The organism is Stenotrophomonas sp. HMSC10F07, from assembly GCF_001807895.1.
GTDB classification, from domain to species: Bacteria; Pseudomonadota; Gammaproteobacteria; order Xanthomonadales; family Xanthomonadaceae; genus Stenotrophomonas; species Stenotrophomonas sepilia.
In genome coordinates this window covers 22,629-42,698 of record NZ_KV791344.1, presented here as the reverse complement: position 1 = coordinate 42,698, position 20,070 = coordinate 22,629, and the positions used below count along the sequence as shown (strand labels likewise).

Annotated in this window: 18 protein-coding genes; 5 read left to right on the top strand and 13 right to left on the bottom strand. The window is 67.2% G+C overall.

Annotated features, from left to right (window positions below):
* Nucleotides 1–3: 3 nt before the first annotated feature.
* From HMPREF3114_RS05010 to HMPREF3114_RS04965, 10 genes are all read right to left on the bottom strand, one after another.
* On the bottom strand, nucleotides 4–1,404 hold the full coding sequence (locus HMPREF3114_RS05010) for an aspartate aminotransferase family protein (RefSeq protein WP_005408663.1): 1,401 nt from the start codon (nucleotides 1,402–1,404) through the stop codon (nucleotides 4–6).
* A gap of 64 nt (nucleotides 1,405–1,468) precedes the next feature.
* Entirely contained in the window at nucleotides 1,469–2,185 is a 717-nt protein-coding gene (locus HMPREF3114_RS05005) for an MtnX-like HAD-IB family phosphatase (protein WP_070489254.1), read from the bottom strand.
* 174 nt (nucleotides 2,186–2,359) lie between these two features.
* The gene (locus HMPREF3114_RS05000; RefSeq protein ID WP_070489252.1) at nucleotides 2,360–3,562 is read right to left on the bottom strand and encodes a DegT/DnrJ/EryC1/StrS family aminotransferase; all 1,203 of its coding nucleotides are present in this window, start codon (nucleotides 3,560–3,562) and stop codon (nucleotides 2,360–2,362) included.
* 10 nt (nucleotides 3,563–3,572) lie between these two features.
* The gene (locus HMPREF3114_RS04995) at nucleotides 3,573–3,971 is read right to left on the bottom strand and encodes a DMT family transporter (RefSeq protein WP_069139135.1); all 399 of its coding nucleotides are present in this window, start codon (nucleotides 3,969–3,971) and stop codon (nucleotides 3,573–3,575) included.
* Nucleotides 3,968–4,327: an EamA family transporter gene (locus tag HMPREF3114_RS04990; protein WP_021202495.1), complete on the bottom strand. Its 360-nt coding sequence runs from the start codon at nucleotides 4,325–4,327 to the stop codon at nucleotides 3,968–3,970. Before HMPREF3114_RS04990 ends, HMPREF3114_RS04995 begins: the two co-directional genes overlap by 4 nt.
* 1 nt (nucleotide 4,328) lies before the next feature.
* Nucleotides 4,329–5,165, bottom strand: coding sequence for an alpha/beta hydrolase (locus HMPREF3114_RS04985; protein WP_005415777.1), 837 nt, complete (start codon nucleotides 5,163–5,165; stop codon nucleotides 4,329–4,331).
* An 80-nt stretch (nucleotides 5,166–5,245) separates the two neighbouring features.
* Nucleotides 5,246–6,625 (bottom strand): sensor histidine kinase, encoded by a 1,380-nt coding sequence (locus tag HMPREF3114_RS04980; protein ID WP_065186713.1) that lies wholly within the window; start codon nucleotides 6,623–6,625, stop codon nucleotides 5,246–5,248.
* Nucleotides 6,622–7,305: a response regulator gene (locus HMPREF3114_RS04975; RefSeq protein ID WP_005415779.1), complete on the bottom strand. Its 684-nt coding sequence runs from the start codon at nucleotides 7,303–7,305 to the stop codon at nucleotides 6,622–6,624. The genes HMPREF3114_RS04980 and HMPREF3114_RS04975 overlap by 4 nt, the downstream gene beginning before the upstream one ends.
* Nucleotides 7,306–7,438: 133 nt before the next feature.
* The gene (locus tag HMPREF3114_RS04970) at nucleotides 7,439–8,566 is read right to left on the bottom strand and encodes a metallophosphoesterase (RefSeq protein WP_070489250.1); all 1,128 of its coding nucleotides are present in this window, start codon (nucleotides 8,564–8,566) and stop codon (nucleotides 7,439–7,441) included.
* Between the two features lie 73 nt (nucleotides 8,567–8,639).
* Nucleotides 8,640–9,089: a winged helix-turn-helix transcriptional regulator gene (locus HMPREF3114_RS04965; protein WP_070489248.1), complete on the bottom strand. Its 450-nt coding sequence runs from the start codon at nucleotides 9,087–9,089 to the stop codon at nucleotides 8,640–8,642.
* 78 nt (nucleotides 9,090–9,167) lie between these two features.
* Between HMPREF3114_RS04965 and HMPREF3114_RS04960 the strand changes: the two genes are divergently transcribed.
* Complete coding sequence (locus HMPREF3114_RS04960; protein ID WP_070489306.1) at nucleotides 9,168–10,385, top strand: MFS transporter; 1,218 nt, start codon at nucleotides 9,168–9,170, stop codon at nucleotides 10,383–10,385.
* A 95-nt stretch (nucleotides 10,386–10,480) separates the two neighbouring features.
* Here HMPREF3114_RS04960 and HMPREF3114_RS04955 read toward each other — a convergent pair whose 3' ends face one another.
* Nucleotides 10,481–11,896: a GGDEF domain-containing protein gene (locus HMPREF3114_RS04955; RefSeq protein ID WP_070489304.1), complete on the bottom strand. Its 1,416-nt coding sequence runs from the start codon at nucleotides 11,894–11,896 to the stop codon at nucleotides 10,481–10,483.
* A 286-nt stretch (nucleotides 11,897–12,182) separates the two neighbouring features.
* On the opposite strand from HMPREF3114_RS04955, the gene HMPREF3114_RS04950 reads away from it, so the two are divergent.
* Together HMPREF3114_RS04950 and HMPREF3114_RS04945 are read left to right on the top strand one after the other, a co-directional pair.
* Nucleotides 12,183–14,432 carry a TonB-dependent siderophore receptor gene (locus tag HMPREF3114_RS04950; RefSeq protein ID WP_070489302.1) on the top strand — a complete coding sequence of 750 codons (2,250 nt, stop codon included), beginning with the start codon at nucleotides 12,183–12,185 and terminating at the stop codon, nucleotides 14,430–14,432.
* 106 nt (nucleotides 14,433–14,538) lie between these two features.
* Entirely contained in the window at nucleotides 14,539–15,519 is a 981-nt protein-coding gene (locus HMPREF3114_RS04945; RefSeq protein WP_070489247.1) for a cation diffusion facilitator family transporter, read from the top strand.
* A gap of 39 nt (nucleotides 15,520–15,558) precedes the next feature.
* On the opposite strand, the gene nfi is transcribed toward HMPREF3114_RS04945, so the two are convergent.
* The gene (gene nfi / locus HMPREF3114_RS04940) at nucleotides 15,559–16,233 is read right to left on the bottom strand and encodes a deoxyribonuclease V (protein ID WP_070489245.1); all 675 of its coding nucleotides are present in this window, start codon (nucleotides 16,231–16,233) and stop codon (nucleotides 15,559–15,561) included.
* A 93-nt stretch (nucleotides 16,234–16,326) separates the two neighbouring features.
* Between nfi and gpmA the strand changes: the two genes are divergently transcribed.
* Nucleotides 16,327–17,076, top strand: a complete 750-nt coding sequence (gpmA, locus tag HMPREF3114_RS04935) for a 2,3-diphosphoglycerate-dependent phosphoglycerate mutase (protein ID WP_014036448.1) — start codon at nucleotides 16,327–16,329, stop codon at nucleotides 17,074–17,076.
* Nucleotides 17,077–17,186: 110 nt separating this feature from the next.
* Here the strand turns inward: gpmA and HMPREF3114_RS04930 are convergent, their stop codons facing one another.
* Nucleotides 17,187–17,648 (bottom strand): hypothetical protein, encoded by a 462-nt coding sequence (locus HMPREF3114_RS04930; RefSeq protein ID WP_229766039.1) that lies wholly within the window; start codon nucleotides 17,646–17,648, stop codon nucleotides 17,187–17,189.
* A gap of 138 nt (nucleotides 17,649–17,786) precedes the next feature.
* Between HMPREF3114_RS04930 and HMPREF3114_RS04925 the strand changes: the two genes are divergently transcribed.
* On the top strand, nucleotides 17,787–19,880 hold the full coding sequence (locus tag HMPREF3114_RS04925; protein WP_070489243.1) for a M13 family metallopeptidase: 2,094 nt from the start codon (nucleotides 17,787–17,789) through the stop codon (nucleotides 19,878–19,880).
* Nucleotides 19,881–20,070 lie beyond the last annotated feature (190 nt).

Genomic DNA, 20,070 nt, shown 5'->3' with positions numbered 1-20,070 from the left:
ACCTCAGCCCTTGGCCTTGGTCAGCGCCTGGTCGAGCAGGGTGATCGCCAGGTCGATTTCTTCGTAGCTGATGTCCAGCGACGGCGCGAAGGTGATCACGTTCTTGTACCAGCCACCCACGTCGAGCACGAGGCCCATGCGCTTGCCGTCGTGCAGCAGGTCACCGGCCAGGCCGATGTCGACCATGCGGTCCAGCAGCTCCTTGTTCGGGGTATAGCCGTCGGCCTGGCAGATTTCCGCACGCAGCGCCAGGCCCAGGCCGTCGACGTCGCCGATTTCCGGGTGGCGCTTCTGCAGGCCGCGCAGGCCGTCGAGGAAGTACGCGCCCTTTTCCGGCACGGTGCGCTCGTAATCCATTTCCTTGCCCAGCTTCAGCACTTCCAGGCCCAGGCGGGTGCCCAGTGGGTTGGAGTTGAAGGTGGAGTGGGTGGAGCCCGGCGGGAACACGGTCGGGTTGATCAGCTCTTCGCGCGCCCACAGGCCCGACAGCGGGTTCAGGCCGTTGGTCAGCGCCTTGCCGAACACCAGCACGTCCGGGGTCACGCCGAAGTGCTCGATCGACCACAGCTTGCCGGTGCGCCAGAAGCCCATCTGGATTTCATCGACGACCATCAGGATGCCGTACTTGTCCAGCACGCGCTTGAGGCCGGTGAAGAAGTTGCGCGGCGGGATGACGTAGCCACCGGTGCCCTGGATCGGCTCGACGTAGAACGCGGCGTACTCGGCCTGGCCGACCTTGGGATCCCACACGCCGTTGTACTCGCTTTCGAACAGGCGCTCGAACTGCCACACGCAGTGGTCGGAGTACTCGTCCGGAGTCATGCCCTTCGGGCGACGGAAGGGGTACGGGAACGGGATGAACATCGCGCGCTCGCCGAAGTGGCCGTAGCGGCGGCGGTAGCGGTAGCTGGAGGTGATCGAAGACGCACCCAGGGTGCGGCCGTGGTAGCCGCCTTCGAAGGCGAACATCAGGCTCTTGCCGCCGCGCGCGTTGCGCACGATCTTCAGCGAGTCTTCAATGGCCTGCGCACCGCCGACGTTGAAGTGCACGCGGCCGTCGAGGCCGAACTTCTCGTGCATGTCCACGGCAATGGTCTTGGCCAGCTGCACGCGGGTCGGGTGCAGGTACTGGCTGGCGACCTGAGGCAGGGTGTCGATCTGGTCCTTCAGTGCATCGTTCAGGCGCTTGTTGCTGTAGCCGAAGTTGCACGCCGAGTACCACATCTGCAGGTCGAGGTAGGGCACGCCCGCGCCGTCGAACATGTAGCTGCCTTCGCCGCGCTGGAAGATCTTCGGCGGATCGACGTAGTGGACGGTGTCGCCGAAGGAGCTGTAGCGGGCTTCGTCGGCCAGCAGCTGCGCATCGGAGGCAGCGGCGTCGGCGTTCTTGTCAAAAATATTCATGCAGTTCGGTTCCGTGAAGGACGTTCGAAAGGGGTAACAGGGGAGCGCGCCTGGAAGGGAGTGCTCAGGCGGTGGCAAGCAGCAGGGGCAGTGCGGCGGGCTGCGGGCTGGCGTCGAGGCGACGTGGCTGCAGCAGGCTGCCATCGAGCAAGCGCGGCAGCAGTGCGATTGCATCGTGGAAGGTGTCGATGGCGGCATGCTCGATGCCGGCATTCGTGCAATGGGTAATCAGGCGGCGCTTGGCGAACACGAAGTCGGCGTCTTCGGACACGCAGAAATCCGAGCTGCCGTCGCCGATCATCAGCACGCGCGGTGCTTCCTTGGCGCGCGCCTGCGCGGCGCAGGCGCATTTGCAGGTGCCACTGCGGCAGCCTTGGGCCTGGTAGGGCGATTCCAGTTCCCAGTGGTCATCGCACCAGCGCAGGTGGTTGGCCACCACCGGCAGCTGCGCCAGGCCGTGGTTGGCGAGGATGCGATGGATCGCATAGTCCAGGCCGTCGCTGACGATGCGCAGTGGCAGGCCCAGCTGCTCGGTGCGAGCGACGAAGGCGACGAAACCTGGATCGATCTGCACCTGGTCCAGATGGGCATCAAGCGTGGCCGGATCCAGTTCCAGCAGCCGCACCTGGCCCTGCATGCATTCACGCGAGCCGATCTTTCCCGCCTTCCACTGGTCTTCCAGTTCCTGCCAGCCCGGCTGGCCGTACTTTTCCAGCAGCGAGTCGATGACATCTTCGAGGCTGATGGTGCCGTCGAAGTCACACAGGATGCTCCAGTGCATGGGCAGGTCCGTCGATGAGAAAGGCGTCCGGCACATTGCCGGGGCAGGCTCAATGTAGGCAGGCCGCCTTTCTCGTTCCTTTCCTGTTGAAAGGCGCTTTTGACGGGCTGGGAAAGCGTTCAGGAAAGTACACGGATGAATGCGCGGAGCGCAGGCCACGCATGCACGTGCGGGTCAGGCGCGGGCCAGGACCTGCAGTATTTCGCCCGTTTCCTCACGGGTCTGCCAGGCGCTGTTGCCAAGGGTGAGCATGCGTGCGGCGAAGTCACGTGCATTGGGCACGTCCTCATGCGGCACGATGCCACGCAGGTAGGCGTAGTCGGGCAGGGCATGGATGAACATGCGGCTGGCACCGAGGCCGCGCGGCCACAGGTCGTCCAGCGCGGCATCGCGCGCGCGCTGGCTGGGCAGCAGCAGCATCAGCATCGGCCAGGTGCCGCCGGTGCCGGCCAGGCCATCGACCACCTCCACCGCTGGCAGTTGTGCCAGCTGCACGCGCAACTGCAGTGCGCGCAGGCGCCCGGCCTGCAGGAACGCCGGCAATCGCCGCGCGGCATGGGCACCGATGTTCTGTCGCCATCGACTGACCCGGTGCTGCGGTATGTCCAGCGGGAAAATGTCACCGACCGCGTCTTCCAGATCGCCACGCTGCAGTGCGCTGCGCAGCGGATTGCCGTACACCAGCGACAGCAGCGAGGGGCGATAGCAGGCGGCAAGGCCAAGCAGCTGCACACTGCGAAGCAGCTCCCAGCGCAGGTTGAAGCGCACCTGTTCGGCGGCATGCTCGGCCAGTTCGGCGCGCAGTTCGTCATCGCGGCTGACCAGCAGGCCGCCTTCGTGCAGGCTCAGCCCCTTGCCGGCGGCCAGGCTGAAGAATCCGATGTCGCCACGCAGGCCGACACTGCTGTTGCCCACCCGTGCGCCCAGCGCCTGTGCGGCATCTTCGATGACCCAGGCGCCGGCGCTGCTGGCGATGTCGCAGGCCCGTTCGACATCGGCGATGCGACCGCCGAGGTGGGTTGGCAGGATGGCCAACGTACGCGCATCGGCCAACCGTTCGAGCTGGCCGGGATCGAAGTCGAAGTGGCCGCGCCGGGTATCGCACAGCTGCACGCGCAGGCCGAGGCTGTGCACCGCGATCGGCACCAGCGGGCAGGTGTAGGCCGGCATGATCACCGTGTCGCGCCTGGGTGCGCGCTTGCGCAAGGTGCGCAGGGCGATCAGCAGCGCGTGCGTGCCGGAACAGGTCAGCTGCAGCGGCGGCGTGCCCAGCTGGTTGGCCAGGATCCCGCGCAGGTCACCACCACCGGGAAGGAAGTCGCTGGCCTGCATCGGCAGGCCGGCGGTCGGTGGCAGTTCGCGCGCGAACAGGCTCATCGCAGCCCGCTCACGAGGTGCTTTCGGCGGGGCTGTGCGGGTCGTCCGCTTCCGCGCGGCCGAGGCAGACGATGCCGGCCACGATCAGGACCGCACCTACCAGGTGGTGCAGGGTCAGTGGCTCGTTCAACAGCCACGCCGACAGCAGCAGCACGCTGATCACTTCCAGGTGCGAGGCAGCGAATGCGGGGCCGATCGGCGCATGCCGCAGCAGGCTCATCCAGGTGAAGAACGCACCCACGTAGCCCAGGATGGCGCCGTACACCCATGGTTGCGACAGCACGCGCAGCAGCCAGGCGGTGTTGGCCTCGACCGGCAGAGCCGCCTCACCGGCGTACTTGAAGCACAGCTGGGCCAGGGTGTCGAAGGCCATCAGCAGCGGAAAACCGATCACATACAGGCGCCTCATGAGCCGGCCCCCACCACCGCCACGCCGGCTGTGACCAGCAGCATCCCGGTCACCCGCAATGGCGTGAGCTTCTCGCGGAACAGGATGCGGCCGGCGATCATCAGCGCCACGATGTTGATCGAGCCCAGCAGCACGCCCTTGGACAGCGGAACCAGTGACAGGAAGGCGATCCAGGCGACGAACTCAAGCACGTAACAGGCGATGCCGATCCACAGCCAGGGGCGGCTGAGCATGTGCTTCCAGCGCTGCAGTCCCTCGCCCTCCTGCGGGTCGCTGGCGGCGGCCTTGAAGGCGAGCTGGCCACCGGTATCGAGCACGACATTGGCCAGCCACAGCAGCGTGGCAAGTGCCCCCATCTCAGGCCACCGCCTTGAGGACGCCGCTGCGTTCACCGATCCCGGTGAAGAAGCGCGCGCTGCGGCGGATCACCTCGCGGCGTTCGCGGTCGATCGTGATCATGTGGTAGCTGTCCTCCAGCACCACCAGTTCCTTCGGGCCACTGACCCGCGACATCACCAGTTCGGCATTGCCCATGCTGGCCACGTCGTCTTCGCGGGCGTGCATCACCAGGCACGGGGCGGTGACCTGGTGCAGGTGGCGGCGGGTCCAGTTGCTCAGCGCACGCATCTCGGCCAGCGCGTGCCAGGGATTGCCCGGAAGGCCTGCCGCCGCGCTGTCGCCGGACAGCATGGCGGCGCTGACCTGCGCACGCAGGCGCTCGTCGCGCAGGCCGTACGGCGGTTCTTCCATGAACATGCGGTCGCGGCCGATGTTGAAGCGCTTGAACCACGGCAGCAGGAACGAGAGGCGGGCGACAGCGGGTATGTTCCAGCCGTCGTAGCGGAACGTGGCGCCATACACGCCGACGCCGGACACCCAGTCCGGTCGTCGAGCAGCAAGTGCCAGCGACAGCACCGCGCCCATCGACAGGCCACCGACGAACAGCTGGTCGACCTTGCCGCGCAGGCTTGCCGCCGCATCTTCCACGCCCTGGTACCACTGTTCCCAGGTGGTCGCCAGCAGGTCATCCACGGTGCCACAATGGCCGGGCAGCTGCACGCCGTGTACGGTGAAGCCGGCGTTGTTCAGCCCTTTGCCCAGCATGCGCATTTCCGCCGGGGTACCGGTCAGGCCGTGAACCAGCAGCACGCCCTGCGGGCCACCGGGGAGGAAGAAGTCGTGCGAGTCGGTCACCTGGCGGCTCCGGGACGGCAGTGGGGAGGGTCAGGATCGCAACCGCGATTTTCGCCAGCCTTTCAGCGCCCCGGTCCGGGTCAGGGGGCCTTCAGCAGCGGCAGTGTGATGGCGACCTTGAGTCCGCCGCCGGGGCGGTTGAGGAAGGTCAGGCGCCCGCCGAAGTGCTCCACCGCCTCGTGGGCGATGGCCAGGCCCAGGCCGGTGCCGCTGGCGGTGGTGCCGGGGGCGCGGAAGAAGCGCTCACCCAGCCGCGGCATCACGTCCTCGGGTACGCCGGGCCCGTTGTCCTCCACGTACAGTTCGACGTCATTGTCATCCAGCGCGTGCACGCCGACGGTAACGGTCGCATCGCGGCCGGCATAGCGCAGCGCATTGTCGATCAGGTTATCCAGTGCTTCCTGCAGCTGGGCACCGTTGCCGAGCACGCGCAGCGGCTGGGGGCTGCCGCGGTAACCCAGATCGATGCCGTCGCGGATCGCTTCAGGCACGCGTGTACCGACCCACTGCGGCACCCGTTCGCACAGGTCCAGTGCCTCCACCGTCTCCGGCACGGTCTGGGCCCGGCTCAGCGCCAGCAGCTGGGTGCTGACCCGCGCGGTGCGCTGGTTGAGCCGGCGGATGTGCTGCAGTGCCTCGCGCACCGTGTCCGGGTCGCCATGCGCCAGTGCCTGGTCCACGTGCAGGGCCATGCCGGCCAACGGCGAGCGCAGCTGGTGCGCGGCGTCGGCGATGAAACGGTTCTGCAGGGTGATCATTTCCGCCTGGCGCGCGAACAGATCGTCGATGGTGCTGATCAGCGGCTGGATCTCTTCGGGCACGTCGGCATCGGAGATCGGTGCCAGTTCGCCGCGGCGCTGCGCCAGGCGGGTCCTCAGCGGGGTCAGGATGCGCAGGCCATGGGTCACGCCGAACCAGACCAGCGCGGCGGTGCCCAGCGCCAGCATGGTCATCAGCGGGATGATGATCATCAGGATTTCGCGCGCGCGCTGGCGTCGTTCGGCCATGCTTTCGGCCACCGTCACCGCCAGCTGGTCCTGCGGATCGTTCATCGCCCGCGTGCAGACGGTGGCCATGCGCACCGGCTGGCCGTTGAGAATGCCATCGTACAGGGTGGGGTCCACGCCGGTGCATTCCTGCGAAGGCGCGTAGGCACTGAAATCCGCATTGCCGCTGAGTGTCCCCTGGCGGCTGCTGTCCACGTTGAAATAGCGATGGCCGTCGGGCTCGTACTCGATCAGGAAGCGCGCCTGCGGAGACAGGTCGCTGGTCACCGGCATGGTGCTCAGCATCTGTGCGAACGAGTGCGTGTCGTCGATCAGGTTGCGGTCGTGGATGCGGTTGGAATAGTCCAGCGCAACGTAATAGGCCAGGATCGTATTGAAGGTGAGCAGGCCAAGCATCGGCAACGCCAGGAAGGCGAGCAGGCGCCGTCGCAGGCTGGGGGGGCCGCTGATCACGGGGCGCTGCCGTCCTGCGCGTCTTCCAGCATGTAGCCCAGCCCGCGCACGGTGCGGATGCCCATGCCGCCCGGCTGCAGCTTGCGGCGCAGGCGGTGCAGGGCGATGTCCAGGCCGTTGTCGGTCAGGTCCTGGCCCCAGTCGCACAGCGCTTCCACCAGCTGCGCGCGTGACACGATGCGCTCTGCACGCACCGCCAGCGCCGACAGCAGGCCGAACTCGCGTGCGGTCAGTTCAAGTGATTGGTCGTCGATCCATACGCGGTGCCCGGCCAGGTCCAGGCGCAAGCGGCCGATGCGCAGGTCCGGATTGCCGTTGCTGGTGACCCGCCGCAGCTGTGCACGCACGCGGGCTTCGAATTCGTCCAGTGCGAACGGCTTGACCAGGTAGTCGTCGGCACCGAGGTCGAGCACGCGCACCCGCTCGGCCAGGCCGTCACGCGCGGTCACCACCAGCACCGCCAGGCCATCGCCACGCTGGCGCAGTCGTTGCAGCACGTCGCGGCCATCCAGTTGCGGCAGCCCCAGGTCCAGCACCAGCAGCGCGTACTGGGTCGAGCCCAGTGCTGCATCGGCGTGCGCACCGTTGTCGACGTGGTCGACCACGTGCCCCTGCCGGCGCAGCGAGGCGCACAGGCCGGAGGCGATGTCCGGGTCGTCTTCAGCAATCAGAACGCGCATGCGCGGGGGCTCCTGTAACGGTCAGGCCCACCGGCTGGGCGGGGTGGGCCTCTCGGCTGCCGAAGGGTAGCCGCAAACCGGGTGAAGGTGGAGCGCGCCGGCACCTCCCGGCGCCGTCACGCTTTCCCTCCATTCAGTCCTGCAGCCCCGGCTCACCCCGCGCCAGCGGCAACCGGGAGCCATCCAGCAGGCCACGGCTGAGCTTGCCCTCCTCGATGAACAGCAGTTCGCCGTTCTCGCCGTTCTTGATGCTGCTGTCGATGGCGATCACGCGGTCGCCGTGGAAGCTGCTGACGTGTGGCATCGAGGTATGGCCGACCACGATGCGCTTGAGCTGCAGGCGGTCGAGCACGGCCTGCACACCCGCGGTGTCGAGGCGGCCATCGAAATAGCCGCGGTACCAGATCGGGCTGGTCTTGCCGTCATACAGCGGTGCGGTGGCCGGGTCGGCCTTCACTTCGGCCCTGGGCAGGCCCAGCGAGGCCTGATAGGCCGCGTTGGTGCGTGCCGGGTCCAGCGCCAGCTGCACCGCCTCGGGCGAGATGCCGCCGTGCAGGAACAGGGTATCGCCGATCTTCAGCAGCACCGGTCGGGTGCGCAGCCACTGCCCGATCACCGAGTCGGCGCCATACAGCTGCGGGTAGCTGCGGCCCAGCAGCTGGGCGCTGCGCAGGTACTTCGGGCTGACGTAGCGCAGGTCGTCATACAGCACCATGGTTTCGTGGTTGCCGAGCACGAAGTGCACGGCGCCACCGGCGGCGGCCGCCTGCTGCTGCAGGCCGTAGAGCAGCCAGAACGCCTCGGTCACCTGCGGGCCGCGGTCGAACACGTCGCCGGCGATGACCAGCGTGTCCTTGCCCAGCGCCCAGCGATCCTGCGCGTCGATCACGTGATGGGCACGCAGCAGGCGCACCAGCAGCCCATACTGGCCGTGGATGTCGGACAGCGCGACGATGCGCGGTGTGGCCGGCAGCACCGAGACCGAGGCTGCATTCGGCGCAGCCACATGCACGGTGTGTTCGTAGCCGCAGCGCGGTGCGATATCGGTCCCTGTTGCCCCGGAGGCAAGCGTGCGCGATTCGACCTTGTCGGCACAGATCCACTTGGCCTGCACCCGGTCGCCCTGGCGGAACACATAGGGGCCATCGGCCTGCACGTGGTCGGCGGGCGCGGCCACCTCGCGCGCCTGCGTGGTTCCGGCGCTGCAGGCCAGCAACGGCAGCAGCAGGGCGGTCATCAGGGAAGGGCGAAAGCGCGACATCGTCGGTGTCCGGCGGCGGAAACATCCGATGCTAACCGGCGCGGCCGGATCGTGGTGTGCGCGAATGGGCGGATCAGGCGTCGCGCCGGTCGTCCTTGAGCTTGCGCACACGGGTGGCGGCGGCCTGCAGCGGCTGACCGTCGCGACCGCGCGGCTGCATGTACGGCAGCGGGCGCCGCGTGCTGGACTCGATCAACTGCGAATGGGCTTCACCGGCGTTGAAGCGATGGCGTTCTCCCCACTGGCGCAGCGCGACCAGCAGCGGGAACAGTTCCTGGCCGGCGTGGGTGAGCACGTATTCCTGGTAGGCCGAGCCGTCGGAGGCCGGTTGCAGTTGCAGGATGCCGGCCTCGACCAGCCTGCGCAGGCGGTCGCTGAGGATGTTGCGCGCCGCGCCGAGGCTGCGCTGGAAATCACCGAAGCGGGTGATGCCGTCGAACGCGTCGCGGATCACCAGCAATGCCCAGCGGTCACCGAGCAGGTCGGCACTGCGGGCTACAGGACAGGGACTGTCGGCGTGCATGCTGGATACCTCCGAATGTGGTTGCAGTTTAAAACCAATGGCGATAGCCTGCATCTGGTTTCAAATTGCAACTACAAGATGAGTGCCGCATCTCTTCCCCGCCCGCTGCTGGTCCTGCTTGCGGTTGCCGCCGGCGCCAGCGTTGCCAATGTTTACTACGCGCAACCGCTGCTGGATCAGCTTGCACGCGCCTTTGCACTGGACCGGGCCGTGGCCGGCGCGGTGCTGGCTGCCACCCAGGCCGGCAGCGTGCTGGCGTTGCTTGGCCTGCTGCCGCTGGCGGACCGCGGTGACCGGCGACGCCTGCTGCGGCTGCAGCTGATCGCACTGGTGCTGGCCCTGTTGTGGCTGGCGGCGTCGCGCACGGCGAGCTGGCTGTTGTCTGGCATGCTGCTGGCCGGATTGCTGGGCACGGCGCTGACCCAGGGCCTGATCGCCTACACCGCCACGCTGGCACCGCCCGAGCAGCGCGGTCGCATGGTTGGCGTGGTGCAGGGCGGAGTGTTCATCGGCCTGCTGCTGGCGCGCGTGGTGTCGGGTACGGTGGCGGCGGCCTTTGGCTGGCAGATGGTCTACCTGCTGTCCGCGGTGGTGATGGCGGCATTGGCGGCGCTGCTGTGGCAGCGCTTGCCCGCAGTACCGGTGCCGTCGGTCCCGCCGCAGTGGCGCGACCTGCTGGGCTCGATGCTGGGCATGCTGCGCCGGGATCGAACGCTGCGCGAGCGTGGTCCGCTGGCATTGCTGCTGTTTGCCGGACTCAACGTGTTCTGGGCGGCGGCTCCCTTGCCGCTGTCGGCCCCGCCGCTGCAGTGGTCCACTGCGGCCATCGGTGCGCTCGGCCTGGCCGGGGTGGCAGGTGCATTGATGGCGTCGCGGGTCGGGCACTGGATGGACCGCGGTTTTGCCGATCGGGTCAGTCTTGGCGCGCTGCTGTTGATGCTGGTCGCGTGGTGGCCGCTGCTGGGCCTGCCGCAGTCGCTGTCGTTGCTGCTGCTGGGCGTGATCGTGCTCGATCTGGGTGGGCAGGCGCTGCATGTCTCGAACCAGGCGCTGCTGCTGCGCGCGCCGGGCGAGCAGCATGGACGCCTGGTGGCGCTTTACATGCTCTTCTATGCGGTGGGTAGTGGTGCCGGTGCGGCTGCCGGGCCCTGGATGCAGGCCCGGCACGGCTGGCCTGCCGTGTGCCTGCTGGGTGCAGGCATCGCGTTGCTGGCGCTGCTGTGGTGGGCGGGGTGGCGAGTGGTGGCGTTCAATGCATCGGCTGGCGCGCGGACCGGTAAAGTCGACTGTCGGTAGAGTCGCCTGTCAGTCGACTGCTCTTCGCCCCGCGTGCGAAAAATCCCGCGCTGCGCGCGATAGTCGACCAGCGGTCGACTCTACCTGTCCTGTCGTCATCGCTGCAGTGCGCGCCGCCCCGGGGCTTCCTCAAGGTCCCCGCTGGCCACCACCACGCGGTTGCGGCCGCTGCGCTTGGCCTCGTACATCGCCGCGTCGGCACGTGCCATCAACCGTTCGTAGTCCGGGTGGCCATCATGGCCGGCCACGCCGATGCTGGCAGTCAGCGACAGAACCTGGCCGTTGGCCAGTGCCACTGGCGACTGCGCGATCTGCCGGCGCAGGCTCTCGGCGATCACCGAGGCCTGTGACTCACTGGCGGCAACCAGCACCACCACGAACTCCTCGCCGCCGTAGCGGAACAGGTAGTCGCTGCCGCGGGTCAGCTGGCCGAGCAGGCCGGCGACGTGCTGCAACGCGCGGTCGCCGGCATCGTGGCCGTGGCCGTCGTTGATCGCCTTGAAGTGATCCAGGTCGAGCAGCAGCAGCGAGAACGGCGTGCGGTTGCGCGTGGCCAGCTCGATCTCCCTGCGCAGCACGGTAGGCAGGAAGCGGCGGTTGAGCAGGTTGGTCAGGGCATCGCTGCCGGCATCCAGTTCACCGATGCGTTCGAACAACAGCGTCATCAGGGTACGGATGGCGGCCAGGTCCTCGCGAATGGCCGGCAGCACCGCCAGTCGTTGCGCCGGGGTGTCATGGTTTGCCCGCTGCAGGTTGCCGTCGATGCGGGCCATCAGCTGGCCGACCTGCTGGGTTTCGCTGCTCTCGCCGAAGCTGGGGATGCCCTTGTGGGTGAACCACAGGCCGAATTCCGAGGTCGCCAGGCTGGCGCTTTCGCCGGCCTGCACGTGGCCGGCGAGTGCGTAGAGCAGGGCGTTCTCCCAGTCCAGCAGCAGTGCACGCTGGCGCTCGCGTTCGGTACCGACATTCTGCACCAGCGAGAACAGCCGGTAGGCAGCATCGGCACGGGTGGAGCGCTCACGTGCATGGGTGTAGGCCAAGGTCATGCCTTCCATGGCGATGTCCATGATCGCGCTGAGGCAGTCGATGGCGGCGAACGCGGTGGCGCTGTCGGGCGCGTCGTCGCGCAGGCGCACGAACAGTTCGTGCTTGAGCACGCGCGCGCCGCGGGTGACCAGATCGACCGGAATGCCGACCCGGGCATGCACATCGCCGATCACCCGCTGCGAGGCTACGGTGCCGGCAATACCGTCGGCATCGGTGGTCAGCAGCTGCACCAGCCAGCGCTGCATGGCCGGCTGCAGGCGCTGCTTGACCTGGTCATGGGACAGGAAGCGGCGTGCACGCGCGTCCTGCAGCAGTACTTCGTAGAAGCGTTGGGCCAGCGCCGGCGGGGCATCGGCGGCGGCATCGCGCAGCAGCGCGGTGGCGGCCGGCCCGGCCTGCTGCAGGCAGTGCTGCCAGGCCTCGGCCAGCGGCTGGCTGGCATCGTCCAGTTGAGGTGGTTCCACGTCGATCTCTGACTGCGCACGCCAAACCACGGGTATCGGCCGTGGTGGCGTGCGGTTGATGGCGGGTAAGCCGGCCAGTTTAAGCGCGATGCAGGGTTGCACGGTGCGCAAAGCACATCGGCGCCACTGCGGCAATGAGTGAACGCATTTGAGAATCACTCGCATTGATGGGAGAATGCGCGCACGGATCGGGCCGCAGGCGACTGCAGCGACGCTCCGCCTCCCCCTCGTCGTTGCCTCAAGCCCTTTGCCAGAGGCCCCGTTGCCCTGCCAGAAGGTCCAGATCATGTCTCCTGCCGTTGTCCTTTCGCCGCGCCCGCTGGCGCTTGCCGTTGCCGCCCTGCTGGCGGGCAGCGCCCTGACCGCCCAGGCTGAAACCGACGCCACCGATATCGACACGGTGCATGTCACCGCCTCGCAGATTGCCCGCCAGGCGTTGGGTACCTCGACCATCACCGCCGAGGACATCGCCCGGCGCCCGCCGGCCAACGACATCGCCGAACTGCTGCGGACCATGCCGGGCGTCAACCTCACCGGCAACAGCGCCTCGGGCCAGTACGGCAACAACCGCCAGATCGACCTGCGCGGCATGGGCCCGGAAAACACCCTGATCCTGGTCGACGGCAAGCGCATCGGTGCGCGTGATGCCGTGCGCATGGGCCGCAGCGGTGAGCGCAATACCCGCGGTGACACCAACTGGGTGCCAGCGGAAATGATCGAGCGCATCGAAGTGCTGCGCGGACCGGCGGCGGCACGCTATGGCTCCGGTGCTTCCGGTGGCGTGGTCAACATCATCACCAAGCGCCCGACCGGCGACCTTGCCGGTGCGGTCGACCTGTACGGGCTGGTGCCTGAACACAGCGCCGAAGGTGGCAGCGAGCGCGTCGGCCTGCAGCTGAGTGGGCCGATGACCGACACGCTGTCGTTCCGCCTGTACGGCAACCTCAACAAGACCGACGCCGATTCACTCGATCTCAACCGTCAGTACGCCACCCAGCCGAACGCAGTGCCACCGGCTGGCCGCGAGGGCGTCAAGAACCGCGACGTCAACGCGCTGCTGCGCTGGGACGTGACCGCCAACCAGGTGGTCGAGTTCGAGGCGGGCACCAGCCGCCAGGGCAACATCTACGCCGGCGACCGTGCGGTCAGCACCACCGGCACCTCGACCGGCGTTGATCTGGCGGCGCTGGCCGACGGCAAGGCGGAGACCAACCGCATGTACCGCAACACCGGCGCGATCAGCCATCGTGGTCGCTGGGGCGATGTCACCTCGCGGGTGACGGCCGCGGTGGAAGCGGTGAACAACTCGCGCATCAACGAAGGCCTGGCCGGTGGCCCGGAAGGCAGCTTCAACGGCACCGACTGGTCGACCTCGCGCCTGCGCAACTACCAGCTGGACGGTGAAGTCAGCTTCCCGACCACGCTGGGTGGTGCCGAGAACATCTGGACGCTGGGCTTTGAACACCTGGACAGCCGCCTGACCGACCCGTACTCGATGAGCCAGTCCAGCAGCAGCGGCGGTGGCATCCCGGGGCTGTCGGCTGATCGTGCGCGCGGCAAGGCCGATGCGCAGACCACGGCGGTGTTCGTGGAAGACAACATCTACCTGGGCGAGCGCTGGATCGTTACCCCGGGCCTGCGCTTCGACCACCACAGCCAGTTCGGCAACAACACCAGCCCCAGCCTCAACGCGCAGTTCCGTATCAGCAGCGACTGGGTGGTGAAGGGCGGCATTGCCCGCGCGTTCAAGGCGCCGAACCTGTACCAGTCGAATCCGGACTATCTCTACTACACCCGCGGCAACGGCTGCCCGAATGCGCTGCCGAGCCTGGGCGCCGGTTGCTACATGCGCGGCAACGCAGACCTGAAGGCGGAAACCAGCCTGAACAAGGAACTGGGCATCGAGTGGGCACCGCAGAGCGGCTTGCAGGCGTCGTTGACCTACTTCCACAACGATTACAAGGACAAGATCCAGGCCGGCTACACCCAGATCGGGCTGACCGCCGACACCAAGGGCCGCATCTTCCGCTGGGAGAACGCGCCGAAGGCGATCGTGCAGGGGCTGGAAGGCAACCTGGTCATTCCGCTGCTGGGCGAGCAGGGCAACCGCCTGAAGTGGAGCAACAACTTCACCTACATGGTGGAAAACGAGAACAAGACCACGCACCAGCCGTTGTCGGTGATCCCGAAGTACACGATCAACACCATGCTGGACTGGCAGGCCACCGACAGGCTGTCCGTGCTGCTGACCGGCACCTTCTACGGCAAGCAGGAACCGGCCACGACCAACATCAACAACGACCCCCGCTGCACCGGCAGCTGCGATGCATCGATCGCGCTGCAGGATCGTGGCGCGTACAACATCTGGGGCGTGAGCGCGCGCTACAAGGTGACCGAGACGGTCAGCTTCGGCTTCGGCGTGAACAACCTGGCCGACAAGCGCCTGTTCCGCGAGGCCAACAGCAGCGATGCCGGCGCGGCGACCTACAACGAACCGGGCCGCGCCTACTGGGCCAGCCTGCGCTTCGGCTTCTGACGGCAGGCCGGCGAGGGCTCGTGTGACCTGCAATGTTATAAACATCGTAATAGTCTCCTCCGCCGGCACCGCGTAGCCTGCACCGCATCGCAAAGGAGCTGTTGCCATGGGCCACGACCACGATCACCTGCCGTCCCAGATCCGCCACGAGAAGCCCTTGTGGTGGGCACTCGGCCTGACCACCACCTTCCTCGTCGTCGAAGTGGTGGGCGCGTTCTGGACCAACAGCCTGGCGCTGTTGTCCGACGCCGCGCACATGGCCACCGACGCGCTGGCGCTGATGATCGCGCTGGTTGCGGTACGGCTGAGCCGGCGCCCGCCGGATGCGCGCCGCACCTACGGCTATGCACGGCTGGAAGCGTTGGGCGCGATGATCAACGGTGCCATGCTGTTCGTGGTCGCCGCCTACATCCTGTGGGAGGCGATCGGCCGCTTCCGCCAGCCGCAGGAGATCGCCTCCTCCGGCATGCTGGTGATCGCGGCTGCGGGCCTGGTCATCAACCTGATCTCGATGCGCCTGCTGCAGGCGGGCAGTGGTGAGAGCCTCAACGTGAAGGGCGCCTACCTGGAAGTATGGGCCGACATGCTCGGCTCGGTGGCAGTGATTGCGGGCGCATTGTTGATCAAGTGGACCGGATGGAAGCCGATCGACCCGATCCTGGCGGTACTGATCGGTTTGTGGGTACTGCCGCGCACCTACGTGCTGATGCGTGAGGCGATCAACGTGCTGCTGGAAGGTGTGCCCAAGGGCATGGACGTGGCCAGGGTGCGCGACAGCCTGTCCGGCCACGCCGCAGTCCTGGATGTGCATGACCTGCACGTGTGGGCGCTGGCTTCGAGCACCCCGGCGCTGACCGCGCACATCGTGATGCGCGACGGCACCGACGCCGATGCGTTGCGCCGCGAGCTGGGCGGTCGCCTGCATGATGACTTCGGTATCGAGCACGTGACGCTGCAGATCGAGGCGGACCACTGCGGCGAAGCCTGTGGCGAACCGGCGCCGGCCAACGGCGGCGGACACAAGGGCCATGAGGGCCACGACCACGGCGAGGACGCGCAGGGCCATCGTGGCCACGTGCATCGTTGATCGACGATTGACGCGCGCGCCGGGAGATGGCCGGCGCAGCTATTCGTCCCGCCGCGAGGCCAGCCGATCCGCCAGCCGGGTTGGCTCCGGCAACCGGTAGCCGCGCAGGGTGCGCAGCACCCAGCCCAGCGCGGTATCGGCACTGATCCGATGGCCACCGGCCACGAACAGCGGCTTGCAGCGCACCTTGCTGCGCAGCACCCAGCCCAGTTGCTCGTCGCCATCCAGCAGCGGTGTATGCGCACCAGCTTCGGCGTCCGGTTCGACGAACCTTCCCACCAGTTTCGATTTCGCCACGCCGATGCTCGGCAGGTCGGTGACCACGCCCAGATGCGCGGCCACGCCCAGCCGGCGCGGATGGCTGATGCCGTGGCCATCGACGAACACCAGGTCCGGCACGCGTGGCAGCAGCGCCAGCGCGGCCAGCAGCGCCGGCAGCTCGCGGAAGCTGAGCAGGCCGGGGATATAGGGCATCGCCGTGGGCATGCGCGCGATCTCCTGCGCCACGGGCTGCAGCGTCTTTGCGTCCAGCAATACCGCCGCAGCGCGGGTGATGGCACCGCTGTCCTCGAAGCCGACATCCAGCCCGGCCAGCCAGCGCACCTTGCGTGGCAGGCGGTCCTGGCGTTCCACGCGGCCGGCCAGTTGCAGCTGTTGCGCGCGGGCGGCGGTGACGCTGCCTTCCCAGCGCCCGGGGTCGATCACCGTATTCATGGGTCACAGCATCGCACGGGCGGCGCCACGGCCCGGTGAGCGGCGGCCGGGCTACAATGGCGGCCTGCCTTTCCTCGCGTTGGAGACCCTGCAGTGACCCGTAAACTCGTACTGTTGCGCCATGGCCAGAGCCAGTGGAACCTGGACAACCGCTTCACCGGCTGGGTCGATGTCGACCTGACCGAGCAGGGGCGTCGCGAAGCGGCCGCCGCCGGCCGCCTGATGCGCGAGGAAGGCCTGCAGTTCGACGTTGCGCACACCTCCGTGCTCAAGCGCGCCATCCACACCCTGCAGGGTGCGCTGGCCGAGCTGGAGCAGGACTGGCTGCCGGTGAACAAGTCCTGGCGCCTCAACGAGCGCCACTACGGCGGCCTGCAGGGGCTGGACAAGGCCGAGACCGCGGCCAAGCACGGCGAAGAGCAGGTCAAGGTCTGGCGTCGTTCGTACGACATCCCGCCGCCGCCGATGGACCTGGAAGATCCGGGCCACCCGATCCATGACCGCCGCTACGCCGGCCTGGACCGCAACGCGCTGCCGGGCACCGAGTCGCTGGCCACCACCCTGGATCGCGTGCTGCCGTACTGGCACGACGCCATCGCACCGCAGCTGAAGGACGGCAAGACCGTGCTGGTCACCGCCCACGGCAACTCGCTGCGTGCGTTGTACAAGTACCTCAACAACGTCTCGCGCGAGGAAATCCTCGAGCTGAACATCCCGACCGGCATCCCGCTGCTGTTCGAACTGAACGATGACCTGACCGTGCAGTCGTTCCGCTACCTGGGCGACCCGGAAGCGGCGCGCAAGGCCGCCGAAGCCGTAGCCAACCAGGGCAAGGCGAAGTAAGAAGCAGAAGGCCGGCGCAAGCCGGCCTTCGCTTTTGTAGAGTCGAGCCCACGCTCGGCTGACGCTGTCGCAACCCGGTAGAGCCACTTCATTGGGGCTGCATGTGCCAGCTACGAAGGACCCGGCAGGCGCACCTTCGGCGACTGCAACGCAGCAATGTCGATGACGTGGTCCTGGCATATCACCTGGTAATGCGTGAATGGGCCCGGGTAACGGGTATCAGCGAAGGTGGCACGGCCCAGATATTCAAGGAATTTCGAACGGCTGTAGCGGCGGAACAGGTTGCCGCTCCAGGCTTCGGCGTCGTCCCAGCTCTGGTAGGACTCGTTGTGCACGGCGTAGCTGATGTAGTGGTCCCAGATCAGTTCAAACCGCTGCGAGTGGGGCACCACCTCTATCGCACGCACATCATCGATTGAACGTCCATGACCGAGCTCCACGCGGGAGGGCTTTCCGACCACCCGGCCCTCCTCGACGACCAGGCGCAGACGATTCGCTTCCGGCTCGCCAATCTCAGTAAGAAACAGAAACTCACAGGTGTCGAGGGCCAGCAGCAGCGCAGTTTCGTCCATGGTCATGAGGTCCAGTGATCGCAGAGGCCAGAGCATACCGGCGCGCGGCGGGAGCTGCGCCGTGGACTCTGTGACCTTTGGCCGGTCCCCAACCTCGCGCCCCCGGCTACCCTGTGAAATTACCCGCAGGAGAGCCTCATGAACGTCCGCAACCTGGTCCCGCTGGGCCTGACCATCGCCATCGCTGCCTCGCTGGCCGCCTGTGGCAAGAACGAAACCGCGCCGGCGGCCAGTGCCGACGCCAAGCCGGCCTTCGACCTGTCGCAGATCAAGACGCCGCTGATCTCGCTCAACAGCGCCGACCTGGATCCGGCCATTTCGGCCTGTACCGACCTCAATGGCTTCGTCAACAGCAAGTGGCTGAAGGCCAACCCGGTGCCGGGAGACCAGACCACCTGGGGCAGCTTCGAGATCCTGCGCGAGCGCTCGCTGGAAGTGCAGCACGCGCTGGTGCAGCAGGCCGCCGCCAGCCAGGCCAAGGCCGGTTCGGTGGAAGCCAAGATCGGTGATATCTGGAAGACCGGCAACGACGAGGCCAAGATCGAAGCCGCCGGCCTGGCGCCGCTGCAGCCGCAGCTGGACAAGATCACCGCGCTGAACGACACCGCCGCCATCACCCAGTACCTGCGCGACAGCCAGGCCGAGGGCAAGGGCGTGCTGTTCTCGCTGTTCGCCAATGCCGACTACAAGGATTCGGCCAACGTCATCGCCTACGTTGGCCAGGGCGGCCTCGGCCTGCCGGAGAAGGGCTACTACTTCGATGATGCGCAGGCCAAGATCCGCGACGCCTACGTGGCCTACATCGCGCAGGTGCTGACCCTGTCCGGCGTGGACGCGGCGCAGGCCGCCGAGCAGGCCAAGGCCGTGATGGCCTTCGAAACCCGCCTGGCCAAGGCCTCGATGTCACGCATCGAAATGCGTGACCCGGCCAAGCGCTACAACCCGCTCAGTGCCGCCGACGCGGACAAGCTGACCCCGAACTTCAGCTGGACCGCGCTGTTCGACACCCTGAAGGTACCGGCCGCGCAGAAGTTCTCGCTGGCGCAGCCGGGCTTCTTCGGTGAAATGGACAAGATGCTGGCCGATGTGCCCGCCAGCACCTGGCAGGCCTACCTGCGCTTCCACACCATCGACGATGCCGCGCCATACCTGAGCAGCCAGTTCGAGAAGGCCAACTTCGATTTCTACGGCACGACCCTGCGTGGCCAGAAGGAAATGCAGCCGCGCTGGAAGCGCGTGCTGGAGTCGGTCAACGGCGGCATGGGCGAAGCCCTGGGCCAGCTGTACGTCGACGCCGTGTTCCCGGCCGAGTCGAAGGTCGCCATGCAGCACCTGGTGGAAAACCTGTCGCAGGCGCTGAAGGCGCGCCTGGAGCAGCTGCCGTGGATGGGCGAAGAAACCAGGAAGAAGGCGCTGGAAAAGTGGGCCAGCTTCACCCCGAAGATCGGTTACCCGGACAAGTGGCGTGACTGGGCGGGCCTGCAGACCAACGGCGACAGCTACCTGGGCAACATGCAGGCGGCGCGCGCGTTCAACTACCGCTACATGCTGGACAAGATCGGCAAGCCGGTGGACAAGACCGAGTGGGGCATGACCCCGCAGACCGTCAATGCGTACTACAACGCCACCAAGAACGAGATCGTATTCCCGGCGGCGATCCTGCAGGCGCCGTTCTTCGACGCCAAGGCCGATCCGGCGCTGAACTACGGCGGCATCGGTGCAGTCATCGGCCACGAGATGATGCACGGTTACGACGACTCGGGCAGCCAGTTCGCCGCCAACGGCAACTTCGACAACTGGTGGACGGACGCCGACCGCAAGGCCTTCACCGAGCGTACCGACCAGCTGGTCGCCCAGTTCGACGGCTACGAGTCGGTGCCGGGCGTGTTCGTGAAGGGCAAGCTGACCCTGGGCGAGAACATCGGCGACCTGGGCGGCCTGACCGTGGCCTATGACGCGCTGCAGATGGCGCTGAAGGAAGACCCGAAGGCGAACGTCGAGGTTGACGGCCACGGCCAGGACCAGCGCTTCTTCATGAACTGGGCCACCGTGTGGCGTCGCAACTTCACCGATGGCGAGCTGCGCGTGCGCCTGAACACCGATCCGCACGCGCCGGCCAATTTCCGTGCCAACGGTGCGCCGTCGAACATGCCCTCGTTCGCTGCTGCATTCCAGTGCAAGGCGGGTGATGCGATGGTGCGCGCCGACGACAAGCGCGTGGTGATCTGGTAATCGATCACCCGTGATGCGTGGAGCGAAAGGCCCGGCGAACGCCGGGCCTTTTGTCTTCCAGGCCGGCAGCGCAGCGCCGGCTGGTAGAGTCGACTGTTAGTCGACTATCGCGCGCAGCGCGGGATTTTCGCGATCTGGACGAAGAGCAGTCGACTAACAGTCGACTCTACCGGCGGGTCGTTTCACCGTC